The sequence below is a fragment of the Microbacterium karelineae genome (assembly GCF_009745985.1).
Lineage (GTDB): Bacteria > Actinomycetota > Actinomycetes > Actinomycetales > Microbacteriaceae > Microbacterium > Microbacterium karelineae.
In genome coordinates, this window is sequence record NZ_WFIX01000191.1 from 86,153 (window position 1) to 102,134 (window position 15,982).

A 15,982-nucleotide genomic window follows, 5' to 3' on the forward strand; every position below is an offset into this window, starting at 1 on the left:
TCGGGGCGCGCCGCGCGCGCCGCAGTTTGTCCTATGCCAAAAGAGTACAAGGCGTCGGGCATACACTCGGCATCGATGACACACGACGACACGGCCGGCGCGATCCGCGGCTCCACTGCGGCCGAGATCGCCGCCAGCGTGCGAGGGCTCATCGAGCGGGGCGAGCTGCCGCCCGCCGCGGCGCTGCCGCCCGTGCGCGCCCTCGCCGAACGACTCGGCGTCAACAGGAACACGGCCGTCGCCGCGTATCGGCAGCTCGCCGCGAGCGGGCTCGTCGAGAGCCGCGGGCGCGGCGGCACCCGCGTCGCGGCGCCGGATCCCGTCGCCCGCGAGGGATTCGCGCGCGACACCGGGCTGCGCGACGTCGGCACGGGGAACCCGGATCCGCGGCTCATCCCGGATCCCTCCACGGCCCTCGCATCGGTCGTCGGTCGGCCCGTGCTGTACGGCGCACCCGTCGCGGACCCCGAGCTCGAGGCGTGGGCGCACGCGTGGCTCGCCGCGGACCTGCCGCCGGGCGACGAGGACGTGCGCGTCAGTGTCACGGGCGGCGCGGCCGATGCCCTCGAACGCCTGCTGACGGCGATGCTCGCGCAGGGCGACGCCGTGGCGATCGAGGAGCCCGGCTTCCTCACGGGGATCCACATGGTGCGCGTCGGCGGGTACCGAGCCGTCCCCATCGAAGTCGACGCGGAGGGGATCACCCCGTCGGGACTCCGCGCGGCGCTCGACGAGGGCGTGCGGGCGATCGTCTGCACGCCGCGGGCGCAGAACCCGACGGGCGGATCCCTCTCCGAGGCGCGCGCGGCCGAGCTGCGCGGGATCCTCACGGCGCACCCGTATGTGCTCGTGATCGAGGACGACCACTTCTCGATGCTCTCGCGGCGCCCGTACCTGTCGCTCATCCCGCGCGGCCACCGGCGCTGGGCGCTCGTGCGATCGGTCTCGAAGTTCCTCGGCCCGGACATGGGGCTCGCGCTCGTCGGATCCGACGCCGAGACGGCCGCCCGGCTCGGCATGCGGCTGCGCCCCGGCACGGCCTGGGTGAGCCACCTGCTGCAGCGCCTGTCGCTCGCCCTGCTGACCGACGAGGGCGTGCGCGCGCAGATCGACCGGGCCGGCGCGCACTACGCCGAGCGCAACCGGGCGCTCTGCGCGCGCCTCGCGGACCACGGGATCGCGTGCGAGCCGGGCGACGGGCTCAGCGTGTGGGTCCCCGCAGGCGCACCCGCACACGAGACCGCGGCCGCCCTCATGCGGCGCGGCTGGCTCGCGCGGTCCGGCGACGAGTTCCGCGTCGCGGCCGACGCGGAGCCGTCACGGCACCTGCGCGTCACCGCGCACCACCTCGACGACGCGGCCACGGCCGAGCTCGCGGCGGCGATCGCCGCGTCGGCGGCCGAGGCGCGCCGCTGACGCGCCCTTCGGGTCACGCCCACCGGGTCAGGCGTGGTGGTGCTCCGGCCACGCGTCCGCGACGGCGCGGCGGACGTCGCCGAGCAGCTGCGGCAGCGCCTTCGTGCGGCCGATGACCGGGAAGAAGTTCGCGTCGCTCGCCCAGCGCGGCACGATGTGCTGATGCAGGTGCTCCTCGATGCCCGCGCCCGCGACCTCGCCCTGATTCATGCCGATGTTGAAGCCGTCGCAGCGCGACGTCTTCCGCAGCACCCGCATCGCGACCTGCGTGAGGTAGGCGATCTCGGCCGTCTCGTGCGGCGTGGCCTCGTCGTACAGCCCGACGTGGCGATACGGGCAGACGAGCAGGTGCCCCGAGTTGTACGGGAAGAGGTTGAGGCACACGAAGGCGTGTTCGCCTCGGTGGACGATCAGTCCCTCCTCGTCGGACTTCTGGGGGTTCGCACAGAACGGGCAGCCGCTCCCCCGGTTCGCGTCGGCGCCCGCCTGGATGTAGGCCATCCGGTGCGGCGTCCACAGCCGCTGGAACGGATCGCGCGTCCCGCCGAACGAGCCCTCGGGCTCGAGGGCTGAGAACTCGTCGCGGGGGTCCGTCATACGGCATCCCCATCGCTCTTGACGAGAGCCTTCTCGGCCACGAGCCGTGTCACCAGGGCGATCGCCTCGTCGATCGGGACGCCGTTGCGCTGCGTGCCGTCGCGGAAGCGGAACGAGACCGTCCCGGCCGCGCGGTCCTGCTCGCCCGCGATGAGGATGAGCGGCACCTTGCCGGTCGTGTGCGTGCGGATCTTCTTCTGCATGCGATCGTCCGACGCGTCGAGCTCGGCGCGCACGCCCGCGCGGCGCAGCTGATCGACGACGTCGCCGAGGTAGTCGGCGAACTCGTCGGCGACCGGCACGCCGACGGCCTGCACGGGTGCGAGCCACAGCGGGAAGTCGCCCGCGTAGTGCTCGAGGAGGATCGCGAAGAAGCGCTCGATCGACCCGAAGAGCGCCCGGTGGATCATGATGGGCCGCTGCTTGGTGCCGTCGGCCGCCGTGTACTCGAGGTCGAAGCGCTCGGGCAGGTTCGGGTCGACCTGCACCGTCGACAGCTGCCACACGCGGCCGAGCGCGTCGCGCGTCTTCAGGTCGATCTTGGGGCCGTAGAACGCGGCCTCACCGGGAACCTCGGTGAGCTTCAGGCCGCTCGCGACCGCGACGTTGCGCAGCGCGTTCGTCGAGTCGTCCCAGAACTGATCCGATCCGATCCACTTCGACTTCTCGTCGTCGCGCATCGACAGCTCGAGCTCGAAGTCGTCGAGGCCGAAGTCGCGGAGCATCGAGATGATGAACTCGAGGACCTTCGTCACCTCACCTTCGAGCTGGTCGGGCGTGACGAACAGGTGGGAGTCGTCCTGGGTGAAGCCGCGCACGCGGGTGAGGCCGTGCAGCGCGCCCGAGAGCTCGTTGCGGTACACCGTGCCGTTCTCGGCGAAGCGCAGCGGCAGGTCGCGGTAGCTGCGCGCCCGCTCCTTGTAGATGAGGATGTGCATCGGGCAGTTCATGGGCTTCAGGTAGTAGTCCGAGCCCTGCTTCGTGATCGCGCCGTCGTCGTCGCACTCCTCGTCCATGTGGATCGCGGGCCACATGCTGTCGCCGTAGGTCGCCAGGTGGCCGGACGCCTCGAACAGGTCGCTCTTCGAGATGTGCGGCGTGTACACGTACGTGTAGCCGCCCTCGATGTGGCGGCGGCGGGCGTGCTGCTCCATCTCACCGCGCACGATGCCGCCCTTCGGATGCCAGACCGACAGGCCGGATCCGATCTCGTCCGGGAACGAGAAGAGGTCGAGCTCGCGTCCGAGCTTGCGGTGGTCACGGCGCGCGGCCTCGGCGAGGCGGTCCTGATAGGCCTTCAGCTCGTCCTTCGACGGCCACGCGGTGCCGTAGATCCGCTGCAGCTGCGGGTTCTTCTCGCTGCCGCGCCAGTAGGCGCCGGCGACGCGGACGATGTCCCACCCGTTGCCGATGAGCCTCGTGCTGGGCAGGTGGGGTCCGCGGCAGAGATCCTTCCAGACGACCTCGCCCGTCTTCGCGTCGACGTTGTCGTAGATCGTGAGCTCGCCGGCGCCGACCTCGACGCTCGCGCCCTCGGCGGCTTCCTTCTTCCCGCCCTTCAGGCCGATGAGCTCGAGCTTGAACGGCTCGTCCGCCAGCTCGGCCCGCGCCTGATCGTCGGTCACGGCGCGGCGCACGAAGCGCTGCCCCGACTTGACGATGCGCTGCATCTCCTTCTTGATCGCCTTCAGCGCCTCGGGAGTGAACGGCTCGTCGGTGCCGAAGTCGTAGTAGAAGCCGTCGGCGATGGGCGGGCCGATGCCGAGGTTCGCCTGCGGGTGGATCGCCTGCACCGCCTGGGCGAGCACGTGCGCCGTCGAGTGGCGGAGGATCGCGAGGCCGTCCTCGCTGTCGATCGTGACCGGCTCCGTCGTCCGCGTGTCTGAGACCTCCGCCGCGAGGTCGGTGAGCTCTCCGTCGACGCGCATCGCGACGACGTTCCGGTCGGGGTACAGATCGAATCCACTGGTCACCCGACCATCCTATGACCGCCGACGGCGGCCACCCTGCGCGACTCTCAGTGCGCGGGCAGGGTGCGCCCGTACATCGCCGCGGTCTCGCGGACGCTCGGCGATCCGGCGTCGGGATCGGCCCCCGCGCGCAGCAGCGCCTCGACGATCTCGGTGTGCCCCTTGAACACGGCTCCGGCGAGCGGCACGAGCCCCTTCGCGTTCGGGCGATTCACGTCGGCGCCCCGGGCGACGAGCCCGCGCACGAGTTCGACGTGGCCGTGGTAGGCCGCGAGCATGACGAGCGAGTCGCCGTTCTCGTTGGTCTTGTCGACGTCGAATCCGTCGTCGATCGCCTGCAGGAGAACCAGGTCCCCCGCCCGCGCGAATGTGAAGAGGTCCATGCGACCAGTATCCCCCGTTCCCGCGCCGGTCGCCATAACGATCGGGAAGCGGCACGGACCAACACAATGCAGTCACCGTGCCGCCGAACGGCCCGACACGCCGGGCCCCCGCCGCGAGGGCCTCGGATCGACTGCGTTGTGCTGCCGGGGGCGGGAACGCCCCGCGGCAGACGAAGAGAACCCCGCGTCGGCGCCGAGGCGTCGAGCGGGGTTCTTCCAGAGCGGATGACGAGACTCGAACTCGCGACCCTCACCTTGGCAAGGTGATGCGCTACCAACTGCGCTACATCCGCGGATGCGAAAACCCCCGACGTGCGGGGGTTCCGTGCGCGATACTGGGATCGAACCAGTGACCTCTTCCGTGTCAGGGAAGCGCGCTACCGCTGCGCTAATCGCGCTCATGAGAGCTGTTCAGTTGTGACGAGGTGGCGACGGGATTCGAACCCGTGTAAACGGCTTTGCAGGCCGGTGCCTAGCCTCTCGGCCACGCCACCGTGCGGATCGAACCCGCGTGCCCAGCCACCCGGAGGGTGACCTGGCACTCGAGCGGATGACGAGACTCGAACTCGCGACCCTCACCTTGGCAAGGTGATGCGCTACCAACTGCGCTACATCCGCATTTTCATGTCCGGCCGCTTGCGCCGGGCACTTGAAATACATTAGCCCAGGTTCGACCCGTCCGCCAAACCGGCCCGCCCGACCGGGCGTGTCTGCCGCGGCCGGCGCGGCGACACCCCCGGAGGACGTGCGCGTTGCCGAGCACGGGGCAGCGTCCTGTACTATGGCTACTTGTGCCGCTCGGCACGACAACTTCACACCATGGGCGATTGGCGCAGTTGGTTAGCGCGCTTCCTTCACACGGAAGAGGTCGTGGGTTCGAGTCCCGCATCGCCCACACGAGATTCGAGATGCCCCTGGTCGCGACTGCGTCGCTTCCCAGGGGCATCTCTCGCTGTGTCCGTCGCTGCGCGCTACCCCGCCGCCGCCCTCTCCGCCGCGCGGTGCTGGGCGTAGCCCCATGTCGCGAGGGCGAGGAGCGGACCCCACAGCCAGAACGGCAGCACGAGCGAGAGCAGCAGGTCGCCCACGGATGCCCCATGGGCCATCGTCGTCACGAGCGACTCCGCTCCCCCGGCCGTGAACAGCGCCGCGACGATCGACGCCGGCACGACCGCGAGCGCGATCGGAATCGGGCGCCCGCCGACCCGCGGAACCCACCGCGGGAAGCGCGCGCCCCACGGCAGGATGAGGCCGAGGGTCAGGATCCCGCCGACGAGCATCGCGCTGGCGAGCATGAGGCCCGTGATGAGCACCGCGGGGCCGCCGTCCGCGACCGCCTCGCCGCCGAACAGCGGCCACGGCGTGAGCCAGCTCGCGCGGGCGATGACATAGGGCACGGCGCAGCAGGCCGCGACGATCGTGATCGCGACGCGGCGACGGCGCACGAACCGCCCGAATCGCCCCACGTCGCCCGCCACGGCGAGGATCCCGCACAGGAGCCAGACGCCGGCGAAGGCGATCCACAGCAGCGCGGCCGCCATCATGACCCCCAGCTCGGCGACGCCTTCGAGGGCGCGCGCGTAGAACAGCCCGACGGGCGCGGGGCCGGCGATCGCGACGGCCCCGAGCACGGCGACGATCACGAGCACGATCCAGCCCGTGCGGGGCCGGCGCAGGGCGAAGACGACCGCCGCGGCGGCGATGGCGATGGGGGCGGTCATCGCGAGCAGATATCCGGCGAGCACGATGCCGTTGAATCCGACGAACCCGAGAGCCGTCGCGGTTCCGCAGGCCAGCCCACCGGCCGCCAGAGCGGTCCCGGCGCGCTGGCGCGAGAAGAGCGCGGCGACGGCGAGCGCTGTCGTGACCGCCCCGAGCGCGGCCTGCGTCGCGGCGGCGATCAGCGGGCCGGCGCCGGGCTCGCCCAGGAGGACCTGCAGCACGACGGCGCGCCGCGTGAACGGGCCGAGTTCGGGCGCGACGAGCCAGACGAGGCCGGCCGCCAGCATGGCGATGCCGAGCCCGGCTCCGGCCCACAGCAGCCCGCGCGGAGCCGATCGCGTCGGCGCGGCGGAGGAACGGGGTGAGGAGATGATGTCCATGCCGCCAGGATCTCCCGCGTCGTCGCCGCCCGACATCGCTCGCACGGGCGGTCCCGCCTCACCCGCTCGGGTGATCTTCCGCGCCATCTCCGGGCGTGACGAGGCCGTTCTCGTAGGCCCAGATGACCACCTGGATCCTGTCGGGCAGCCCGAGCCCCGCCAGGACCGCGCGCACGTGCGTCTTGACGGTGTTCTCGGTGAGGAACAGCCGCCGGCCGATCTCCGCGTTCGACGCGCCTCGCGCGAGGAGCCGGAAGACCTCGCGCTCGCGGGGCGACAGGGCGGCGAGCGGATCCCCGTCGGGCACGACCTGATGCCGCACATGCCGCAGCAGCGACGCAGCGGCGCGCGGCGACACCGCGGCATCGCCGTCGGCGACCCGGACGATCGCGTCCGCGAGCTCCGCCGGCCGCGTGTCCTTCGTGAGGAAGCCGCTCGCGCCGGCGCGGACGGCGGCGAACACGTACTCGTCGAGGTCGAAGGTCGTCAGCACGAGCACGCGCGTGGCGGGGCTCGCGCGCAGCACCTCGGGGGTGGCGGTGATGCCGTCCATGCCGGGCATGCGCACGTCCATCAGCACGAGGTCGATGCGGTGAGCGCGCACGTGCTCGACGGCCGCGGCGCCGTCCCTGACGCCGCCGACGACGCGGATCCGCCGATCCGCATCGAGGACGGTGGCGAGCGCGTCGCGCAGCAGATCCTGGTCGTCGGCGAGGAGGACCGACACGGGATCGCTCACGCCGCCTCCCCCGCCGGCAGCTCGGCGCGCAGGCGCCACCCCGGCCCCCGTTCGATCGCGAGGGAGCCGCCGGCGCGCTCGATCCTCTCGGACATCCCGATCAGCCCCGTGCCGCCGCCGGCCGGGCGGGCCGCGCCGCGCCCGCCGTCGTCGGAGACGAGCACGACGACCTCGTCCCCGCCCCACGCGACCGCCACGTCGATGCGGACGGGCGGGACGAGGTGGCGGATCGCGTTCGTCAGCGCCTCCTGCACCATGCGATAGGCGGCGAGCCCCGCGTCAGGCGCGATCCGCGTCGGCGAGCCCGTCGTCTCGAGCACGATGACATGGTCCGCGCTGCGGGCCCTCTCGACGAGGTCGGGGATCCGGCCGATGTCCGGGAGGGGTGCGCGCGGCTGCGGCCCGTCGTCGTCGAGGACCCCGAGCATGCCGCGCAGGCCCTGCATCGCCGAGCGGCCCGTCTCAGCGACTCTCTCGAGCGGGCCGTCGACGACCTGATCCCGCGCGAGCACCCGCGCCGCCTCGGCCTGCGCGATCATGACCGACAGCGAGTGCGAGACGACGTCATGGAGGTCGCGCCCGATGCGTCGGCGCTCCTCCGCGACGGCGCGGCGCGTCCGCTCCTCGACGCGCTCCGCCTCGGCGATGCGCCGCGCCCTGGCGAGGGCGCCGAGCGCCCAGGCCGCGATGATCCCCGCGGCGAGGGCGCCGGCCTCGACGAGGAGCAGCAGCGGGTCGCTCGATCCGCCGCGCGCGGCGTCGAGCGCCGTGATGATCACACCGCCCACGATCCCGACCGCGAGCGCCCCGCGCGAACGGATCCGGTCGTCGTCGGCCGCCATCCGCCAGACGAGCGGCAGGTAGCCGAGGCTCGACGGCATCATGGCAGCGCTGGATCCGTCGGGGATGTGCGTGAGGGCGAGCGCGAGCATGATGACGGATCCGGCGACGAACGCCGCCAAGGGCCGCCAGCGGGCGAGCACATCGGCGCCGTGCAGCAGGACCCCGAGCGCGATCACCCACGCGGCGAGGCCCGCCGGGACCTCGTCATCGGGCGTCTGCACGAGCACGACGAGGGTGAGCGGCAGGGCGACCGCAGCGATCACGGCGGCCGCGACGAGCAGCCCATCGCCGCCCACCCGCGGATCCGGGCGCACGACCGCGCGGAGAGTCACCATGCCCTCAGTATCCCGGCACGCCCGCGGCCTGCGCATCACCCGAGCGGGTGAGAGGGCGCGTGGAATGCCGTCAGGCGCGCCAGCCGAAGCGCTGCTGCAGTGCGTGCGCGACGCGCGTGAAGCGCTCGAGGTCGAGCGCCGCCGCCTCACGGCGCATGCCGTCCTCGTGCACGCTGTAGAGCTGGTCGAGGTCCACCCACGACTCACGGCCGCGTTGGTCCCACGGTCCCGTCCCGAGCGGGAAGTACTCGCGGTCGCCGTCCTTGTCCTTGCTCGTCAGCTTGACCGCATAGACGCGGTCGGGGGTGTGCCGGCCGATCACGAGCACCGGGCGATCCTTGCCCCGCCCGTCGTTCTCCGCGTACGGCACCCAGGTCCAGACGATCTCGCCGGCATCGGGGGCGCCGTCGGGCTCCGGGGCGTAGGAGAGGGTCACGTCCGACACGTCGCGGGGATCCAGCTCCGTCGTCTGCGTGCCGACCGCCGCGACAGGCGTCGCGCGCCGCACGCGGCCGCCCCGGATCGAGCGCGATGAGGCCCCTCCCTCGCGGCGCGGGGACCGCAGCGCCGACGACGCGATGTCGATCCCGACCGAGAGCAGCCTCTTCCACATTCCTCTGTTCGCCACGATGACAGCGTAGAGGGTCCCCGAGCTCCCCCCCCACGCGACGACGCGGGGCGCCACCCCCGGTGAGGAGATGACGCCCCGCGTCGTGCTGTGCGATGTGTCGGGCTGTGATCAGCGGCCGTCGGCCGCGATCGCGTAGCCCTCCTCGCCGTGGACGCTGACGTCGACACCCGCGACCTCGTCCTCGTTCTTGATCCTGAAGCCGATCGTCTTCTCGATCGCGAAGCCGAGGACGAACGCCACCACGAAGGAGTACACGAGCACGGCCACGGCCGAGATGACCTGGACGACCAGCTGCTCGATCCCGCCGCCCGTGAACAGGCCCGTGTCGATCGCGAAGAAGCCGAGGTAGATCGTTCCGATGAGTCCGCCGACGAGGTGGACGCCGACCACGTCGAGCGAGTCGTCGTAGCCGAGCTTCCACTTGAGCTCGATCGCGAGGGCGCAGACCGCGCCCGTGATGATGCCGAGGACGATCGCCCACAGCGGCTCGAGGTTCGCGCAGGCCGGCGTGATGGCCACGAGGCCCGCGACGGCGCCCGAGGCCGCGCCGACCGAGGTGGCCTTGCCGTCCTTGAGCTTCTCGATGATGATCCAGCCGAGGACCGCGGCGGCCGGGCAGACCATGGTGTTGATGATGATGAGTCCCGTGCCGAGGTTGCCGTCCTCGCCCAGCGGCGCGACCGTGAGGCCGCCGTTGAAGCCGAACCAGCCGAACCACAGCACGGCGGCGCCGAGCATGACGAGCGGCACGTTGTGCGGCTTCTGGATGCCCTTCTGGAAGCCGACGCGGCGACCGAGGACGAGTGCGAGGGCGAGCGCGGCGGCACCGGCGTTGATGTGCACAGCGGTTCCGCCTGCCCAGTCGATGACCTCGACGCCCGACTCGGGGAACATCAGGCTGCCGAGCTCGAAGATCCAGCCGCCGCCCCAGACCCAGGCCGCGACGGGGAAGTAGACGACGGTGACCCAGATGCCCGCGAACACCATCCAGGCGCCGAACTTGGCGCGGTCGGCGATCGCACCCGAGATGAGCGCCACGGTGATGATCGCGAACGTGGCGCCGAACGCGACGCCGATCGTGCCTTCGCCGGTCGGGTCGTCGGCGATCGTGGAGGTCAGGGCGAAGTCGCCGAACGGGTTGCCGGCGAAGCCCCAGGTCGACGACACGGCGCTCATGCTGTAGCCGTAGAGCACCCAGAGCACGGCGACGAGGCCGAGGGCGCCGAAGCTCATCATCATCATGCTGACGACGCTCTTGGCCTTGACGAGGCCGCCGTAGAAGAGGGCGACGCCCGGCGTCATGAGGAGCACGAGCGCGGTCGCGACCATGAGCCACGCGAGATTGCCGCTGTCCATGTGAATCCTTACGGGTCGGGTAACAGGACCCCCGACGAGCCGGGACGAACGCATTCGCTCGACGGGATGCGCCCATGGTGGCGGCTCGGGGTTACCCGCGAGGTGCGCCGAATGTTTCCGACAGATGACATCACGCCCGGAATGTGAACTCTGCGTTACTTCCGCGACATGAATCGCCGACCCATGCTCTCAGGCGTGCGAGGAGGCCACGAGGCGCGAGATCGCGCGGAGGTACTTCTTGCGGTACCCGCCCTCGAGCATCTCGCTCGAGAACACGCCGTCGAGCGCCAGCCCCGTCGCCCTGACGGGGATCTGTGCGTCGTACACGCGGTCGATGAAGGCGACGAAGCGCAGCGCCTCCGACTGGTCGGTCAGCTGGCGGACGCCGCGGAGGCCCACGACGTCGACTCCCTCCACGAGGCGGACGTACCGCGACGGGTGCACGTGCGCGAGGTGCGCGACGAGATCCGAGAAGTCGTCGTCTGAGGCCGTCCCGCCGACGGCGGCGAGCGCCGCCTCGTAGTCTGACTCGCCGGTGACGGCCGCGCCGCCGTCCAGCGAGCGCTGGCGGAAGTCGACGCCGTCGATGCGGATCGTCTCGAAGCTCGACGACATCGACTGGATCTCGCGCAGGAAGTCCTGCGCGGCGAAGCGCCCCTCGCCGAGCGCGTTCGGCGGCGTATTGCTCGTGGCGGCCAGCCGCGTGCCCGTCGCGACGAGCTCGCCCAGCAGGCGGGTCATCACCATCGTGTCGCCCGGATCGTCGAGCTCGAACTCGTCGATGCAGATCAGCGCGGTCCCCGTCAGGAGGTCGACCGTGTTCTTGTATCCGAGGGCGCCGACGAGGGCGGTGTACTCGATGAACGAGCCGAAGAGCTTCCGCCGCGCCGGCACCGCGTGGTAGATCGACGCGAGCAGGTGGGTCTTGCCGACGCCGAAGCCGCCGTCGAGATAGACGCCGGGCTTCATCTCAGGCGCCGGCGCCTTCTTCTTCCGACCGAACGAGAACAGGCCGCTCCGCGCGACCGGCTGCGCGCCGCTCGCGGCGAAGCGGATCAGGTGCTCCTTCGCGCCCTCCTGCGACGGGTACGCCTCGTCGGTGCGATACGACTCGAACGTCGCCGCATCGAACTGGGGCGGCGGCACGAGGCTCGCCAGCATCTCCTCGCCCGTGAGCCGGGGGTGGCGCTCGGTGAGTCGGACGATCGTGGCGGTCGGGAGCGAAGTCATCGCGTCTCAGACTACTGGGGCGGCCAGGCCCCGCTCTCCCAGCCAGGAGCGGATGCTGCCCTCCCAGCGTTCCTCGTCGTAGTTCCAGAGCTTCGTATGCCGCGCCTCGGAGTACGACACGAGTTCGACGAGGTCGGGGCGGGCCTCGGCGAGCCCGTGCGACGCCTCGGACGGCACGAAGCCGTCGTCGTCGCTGTGCAGCAGGAGGATCGGGTGCGCGAGCTCGTCCGCGTGGCTCACGATGTCGAGATCGTCGAGCGAGATCGCGTCGCCGGACCTGACCACCCTCGACCACGACGGCATCGTCAGCTGGCGCAGGGCGATGTGCGTCACGGGCGACGGCACGCGCAGCTCGCGCGCCTGGAAGCCGAGCACGAGGCGCCAGTCGACGACGGGCGAGTCCAGGATCAGGCCCGCGACGGCGTCGGCGTGCTCCGTGCGCAGGATCGTCTGCAGGACGATCGCGCCGCCCATCGACCACCCCATGAGGACGATGCGCCGAGCGCCGTGCGCGCGTGCGTACGCGATCGCGGCCTCGACATCTCGCCATTCGGTGGCGCCGAGGCCGTAGCGCCCCGAGTCCGAGCGCGGGGCCTGTCCGTCGTTGCGGTACGACACGGCGAGAGTCGTCAGGCCGGCGGCACGGAAGACGGGGACGGCGCGGAGCACCTCCGACCGGGTCGTGCCGCGGCCGTGCACCGCGATCGCCCAGGTCTCCGCGCTCCCCCGCCCCGCAGGGAACAGCCATGCGGGGCACGGCCCCACGGGCGAGGGCACAGCGACCTCCTGGTACGGCAGGTGCAGCTCGTCGGCGTGCGAGAAGTACCATCCGCTGAAGCTGGCGGCCCTCCCGATCCGTTCGGCGGGTCCGACGTGCGTGAGCAGCTTCCTCGTCACGGCATCACCGGAGCTCGAGAGCACCGCGCCGAGCTTGAGGTATTCGCGGGCGCCGTTGACGAAGAGCCCGTAGCGGCCAGGCAGCACCGTGTCGAGCGTGCGTCGCAGGGTGATCGTCTGGGCAGAGCGATCGATCGCGAGCACCTCGGTGTCGGCGATGCGGCGCGTCGCGGGCGTGACCGCCTTCCGCGCGACGGCGAACGCGACCAGCGTGCCGCCGACGACGATGCCGGCGGCGGCCGCCGCCGCGACGACGAACGCCTCGAGGACGCGCGCCCGGACGCGGACACGTGCTCGGTCGGTCGCGGCGTGCCTGGATCCCCTCACCACATTCACAGCCTAGTCTGACCGCGTGAGTGACGACGGGGCGATCGCCCGCGGATTCGAGGCCGCCGCCGAGGGATTGCGCGCGGCGCGCTTCCGCGACGACCTGACGGTGCGCGCGATCCCCTCTCCGACCGGCGTCGCGCCGTACAGCGTCGCCTTCGCGGGCGATGTGCGCCCCGACTCGCACGGCGACTCGCCATACGGGACAGGGCGCTTCATCCTCCTCCACGATCCCGACGAGCCCGAGGCCTGGGGCGGCCCGTGGCGGGTCGTATCGTTCGCGCAGGCGCCCCTTGAACCCGAGATCGGCACGGATCCCCTCCTCGCGGACGTGGCCTGGTCGTGGCTCGTCGACGCCCTCGCATCGCGCGGCGCCGCGCACCATTCGCTCTCGGGGACCGCGACGACCACGGCCTCGCGGGGATTCGGCGCGCTCGAGAGGCAGGGAATCGGGTCCCAGATCGAGCTGCGCGCGTCGTGGACACCCGCCGCACCGGACGTCGCGCATATCGAGGCGTGGGCCGAACTCGTCTGCATGCTCGCCGGCCTTCCCCCCGGATCCGAGGACATCGCCGTGCTGCGCCCGGGCCCGCACCGCATGTGAACACGCGAGAGAATGTCAAGGACGCGCGAACAGGAGCGCGATCTGCACGAAGGAGAACCGCCATCCCGTATCGCGTGATCGACACCTCTCGGGGCCTCGCCGAGGCGGCCCGACTCCTCGCCGACGCCGATGGACCCGTCGCGGTCGACGTCGAACGCGCGTCGGGCTTCCGATACTCGGCGCGGGCGTACCTCATCCAGGTGTTCCGCCGTGGCGCGGGCGTGTTCCTCTTCGACCCGCCCGCGATCGGCGACCTCACGGCGCTGCAGGATGCGATCGGCGAGGAGGAGTGGGTCTTCCACGCGGCGAGCCAGGACCTTCCGTCTCTGCGCGAGCTCGACCTCGTGCCCCCGCGGATCTTCGACACGGAGCTGTCGGCGCGGCTCCTCGGCTGGGAGCGCGTCGGGCTCGGCGCCGTCGTCGAGCGGACCCTCGACATCGTCCTCAAGAAGGAGCACTCGGCCGCCGACTGGTCGACCCGCCCGCTTCCGCAGGAGTGGCTCGAGTACGCCGCCCTCGACGTCGAGCACCTGCTCGATGTGCGCGATGCGATCGCCGACGAGCTCGACGAGACCGGCAAGCGCGAGTGGGCGGAGGAGGAGTTCGCCGATGTGCTCGTGCGCCCGCCCAAGCCGGCGCCCTCCGAGCCCTGGCGCCGCCTCACGGGGCTCCACAAGGTGCGCGGCCGGCGCAGCCTCGCGGTCGCCCGCGCGCTCTGGACGGCGCGCGATGATCTCGCGCAGGAGCGCGACGTCGCGCCGGGGCGGCTCGTTCCGGATCGCGGCGTCATCGCCGCGGTGCTCGCGCAGCCGCGCAGCAAGGGCGAGCTGTCCGGCGTCAAGGACTTCACGGGCCGCGCGAGCAGGTCCGAGATCGATCGATGGTGGCAGGCGATCGTCGACGGCCGCGCCGCGGAGGACCTCCCCGCCGAGCGCGTGCCCAGCGACGCGCTGCCGCCCGTGCGCTCATGGTCCGGCCGCCGCCCGGACGCCGATCGGCGCCTCAAAGCCGCGAAGCCGCTCGTCGAGACGCACGCCGAGTTCCTCTCGATCCCGACGGAGAACCTGCTCACCCCGGAGCACCTGCGCCGCGTCGCATGGGATCCGCGACTGCCCGTGTCCGCTGATGGCGTCGCCGCGCAGCTGCAGGTCCTCGGCGCCCGTCCATGGCAGGTCGCGCAGACGGCCCCGCTCATCGCCTCGGCGTTTGTGCACGCGGCGCAATCCGCCGCCGACGAGGCCGAAGCCGCTTCGTAGGATCGCCCCAACCGGCTCGCGCCGGGCCCTCCCCCTCCCCCTAGGCTGGCGTCGCACACCAATCTCAGGAGGCAACGTGGCCCAGCGGACGGATGTCTATTTCGTCGACGGCGTACGCACTCCCTTCGGTCGCGCAGGCGACAAGGGGATGTACGCGAACACCCGCGCAGACGACCTCGTCGTGAAGGCGCTCATCGGACTGATGGAGCGCAACGGCGATGTCCCGAAGGACCGGATCGACGATGTCGCGATCGCCGCGACCTCGCAGACCGGCGACCAGGGTCTCACCCTCGGGCGCACGGCGGCGATGCTCGCCGGGCTCCCGCAGTCGGTCCCCGGTCTCGCGATCGAGCGCATGTGCGCGGGCGCGATGACGTCGGTGACGACGATGGGATCCTCGATCGGCTTCGGCATGTACGACCTCGCGATCGCGGGCGGCGTCGAGCACATGGGGCGGCACCCGATCGGCGCGAACGCCGACCCGAACCCGCGCTTCGTCGCCGAGCGCCTCGTCGACCCGCAGGCCCTCAACATGGGCGTCACCGCCGAACGCCTGCACGACAGGTTCCCGCACCTCACGAAGGAGCGCGCCGATCGCTACGGCATGCGCAGCCAGCAGAAGGTGCAGACGGCGTACGACGAGGGGCTGATCCAGCCCGACCTCGTCCCCGTCGCCGTCACGGACTCCGCGGGCACCTCCGGCCTCGCGACCGAGGACGAGGGCCGCCGCCCGCAGACCACGATGGAGGATCTCGCGGGGCTCAAGACGCCCTTCCGCCCCCACGGGCGCGTGTCGGCCGGCACCTCGTCGCCGCTCACCGACGGGGCGACGATCAGCCTCCTCGCGGGCTCGGACGCCGTGAAGGAGCTCGGCCTCGCGCCGAAGATGCGAATGGTCTCGTTCGCGTTCAGCGGCGTTCAGCCCGAGGTGATGGGCATCGGCCCGATCCCCTCGACCGAGAAGGCGCTCCGGGTGGCGGGCCTCGACATCTCCGACATCGGCCTCTTCGAGCTCAACGAGGCCTTCGCCGTGCAGGTGCTGTCGTTCCTCGACCATTTCGGCATCGACGACGACGACCCGCGCGTGAACCCCTGGGGCGGCGCGATCGCCCTCGGTCACCCGCTCGCCGCGAGCGGCGTGCGCCTCATGATCCAGCTCGCCGCGCAGTTCGCAGAGCGTCCCGATGTGCGGTATGGCCTCACGGCGATGTGCGTCGGTCTCGGGCAGGGCGGCAGCGTGATCTGGGAGAACCCGCACTACACGGGCAAGAAGGCGAAGAGGAAGTGACCGGGCAG

The 15,982-nt window shown here is 71.7% G+C and carries 14 protein-coding genes and 5 tRNA genes; 5 read left to right on the plus strand and 14 right to left on the minus strand.

Annotated elements, in window-relative coordinates; genetic code table 11:
* Window positions 1–75: 75 nt before the first annotated feature.
* Window positions 76–1,416 (plus strand): aminotransferase class I/II-fold pyridoxal phosphate-dependent enzyme, encoded by a 1,341-nt coding sequence (locus tag GB932_RS16870; RefSeq protein ID WP_156761876.1) that lies wholly within the window; start codon window positions 76–78, stop codon window positions 1,414–1,416.
* A gap of 27 nt (window positions 1,417–1,443) precedes the next feature.
* Here the strand turns inward: GB932_RS16870 and GB932_RS16875 are convergent, their stop codons facing one another.
* The 7 genes from GB932_RS16875 to GB932_RS16905 form a co-directional block, all read right to left on the minus strand.
* Complete coding sequence (locus tag GB932_RS16875; protein ID WP_156761877.1) at window positions 1,444–2,013, minus strand: HIT family protein; 570 nt, start codon at window positions 2,011–2,013, stop codon at window positions 1,444–1,446.
* Window positions 2,010–3,941: a threonine--tRNA ligase gene (thrS, locus tag GB932_RS16880; RefSeq protein WP_231916314.1), complete on the minus strand. Its 1,932-nt coding sequence runs from the start codon at window positions 3,939–3,941 to the stop codon at window positions 2,010–2,012. The genes GB932_RS16875 and thrS overlap by 4 nt, the downstream gene beginning before the upstream one ends.
* Window positions 3,942–4,030: 89 nt before the next feature.
* Window positions 4,031–4,366, minus strand: a complete 336-nt coding sequence (locus GB932_RS16885) for an ankyrin repeat domain-containing protein (RefSeq protein WP_231916275.1) — start codon at window positions 4,364–4,366, stop codon at window positions 4,031–4,033.
* Between the two features lie 220 nt (window positions 4,367–4,586).
* Window positions 4,587–4,659 (minus strand) — tRNA-Gly (locus GB932_RS16890).
* 33 nt (window positions 4,660–4,692) lie between these two features.
* Window positions 4,693–4,764, minus strand: a tRNA-Val gene (locus tag GB932_RS16895).
* Between the two features lie 25 nt (window positions 4,765–4,789).
* A tRNA-Cys gene (locus tag GB932_RS16900) sits at window positions 4,790–4,860 on the minus strand.
* 51 nt (window positions 4,861–4,911) lie between these two features.
* Window positions 4,912–4,984 (minus strand) — tRNA-Gly (locus GB932_RS16905).
* A gap of 203 nt (window positions 4,985–5,187) precedes the next feature.
* Here GB932_RS16905 and GB932_RS16910 point away from each other — a divergent pair.
* A tRNA-Val gene (locus tag GB932_RS16910) sits at window positions 5,188–5,261 on the plus strand.
* A 76-nt stretch (window positions 5,262–5,337) separates the two neighbouring features.
* On the opposite strand, the gene GB932_RS16915 is transcribed toward GB932_RS16910, so the two are convergent.
* From GB932_RS16915 to GB932_RS16945, 7 genes are all read right to left on the minus strand, one after another.
* Complete coding sequence (locus tag GB932_RS16915; protein WP_156761880.1) at window positions 5,338–6,468, minus strand: hypothetical protein; 1,131 nt, start codon at window positions 6,466–6,468, stop codon at window positions 5,338–5,340.
* A gap of 58 nt (window positions 6,469–6,526) precedes the next feature.
* Window positions 6,527–7,207, minus strand: coding sequence for a response regulator (locus GB932_RS16920; RefSeq protein ID WP_156761881.1), 681 nt, complete (start codon window positions 7,205–7,207; stop codon window positions 6,527–6,529).
* Window positions 7,204–8,385 (minus strand): sensor histidine kinase, encoded by a 1,182-nt coding sequence (locus GB932_RS16925; RefSeq protein ID WP_156761882.1) that lies wholly within the window; start codon window positions 8,383–8,385, stop codon window positions 7,204–7,206. The genes GB932_RS16920 and GB932_RS16925 overlap by 4 nt, the downstream gene beginning before the upstream one ends.
* A gap of 70 nt (window positions 8,386–8,455) precedes the next feature.
* On the minus strand, window positions 8,456–9,013 hold the full coding sequence (locus GB932_RS16930; protein ID WP_231916276.1) for a type II toxin-antitoxin system PemK/MazF family toxin: 558 nt from the start codon (window positions 9,011–9,013) through the stop codon (window positions 8,456–8,458).
* Between the two features lie 111 nt (window positions 9,014–9,124).
* The gene (locus GB932_RS16935) at window positions 9,125–10,372 is read right to left on the minus strand and encodes an ammonium transporter (RefSeq protein WP_156761883.1); all 1,248 of its coding nucleotides are present in this window, start codon (window positions 10,370–10,372) and stop codon (window positions 9,125–9,127) included.
* Window positions 10,373–10,561: 189 nt separating this feature from the next.
* Window positions 10,562–11,602 (minus strand): cell division protein ZapE, encoded by a 1,041-nt coding sequence (gene zapE / locus GB932_RS16940; RefSeq protein WP_156761884.1) that lies wholly within the window; start codon window positions 11,600–11,602, stop codon window positions 10,562–10,564.
* 6 nt (window positions 11,603–11,608) lie between these two features.
* A complete protein-coding gene (locus tag GB932_RS16945; RefSeq protein WP_156761885.1) occupies window positions 11,609–12,826 on the minus strand; it encodes an alpha/beta hydrolase family protein in 1,218 nt (405 codons plus the stop codon).
* A 25-nt stretch (window positions 12,827–12,851) separates the two neighbouring features.
* On the opposite strand from GB932_RS16945, the gene GB932_RS16950 reads away from it, so the two are divergent.
* The 3 genes from GB932_RS16950 to GB932_RS16960 all read left to right on the plus strand — a co-directional run bounded on the left by GB932_RS16950 (window position 12,852) and on the right by GB932_RS16960 (window position 15,974).
* Entirely contained in the window at window positions 12,852–13,430 is a 579-nt protein-coding gene (locus GB932_RS16950) for a DUF3000 domain-containing protein (protein WP_156761886.1), read from the plus strand.
* Window positions 13,431–13,504: 74 nt separating this feature from the next.
* Window positions 13,505–14,686, plus strand: a complete 1,182-nt coding sequence (locus GB932_RS16955) for a ribonuclease D (RefSeq protein WP_231916277.1) — start codon at window positions 13,505–13,507, stop codon at window positions 14,684–14,686.
* 76 nt (window positions 14,687–14,762) lie between these two features.
* Window positions 14,763–15,974, plus strand: a complete 1,212-nt coding sequence (locus GB932_RS16960; protein ID WP_156761887.1) for a thiolase family protein — start codon at window positions 14,763–14,765, stop codon at window positions 15,972–15,974.
* Window positions 15,975–15,982: the final 8 nt, after the last annotated feature.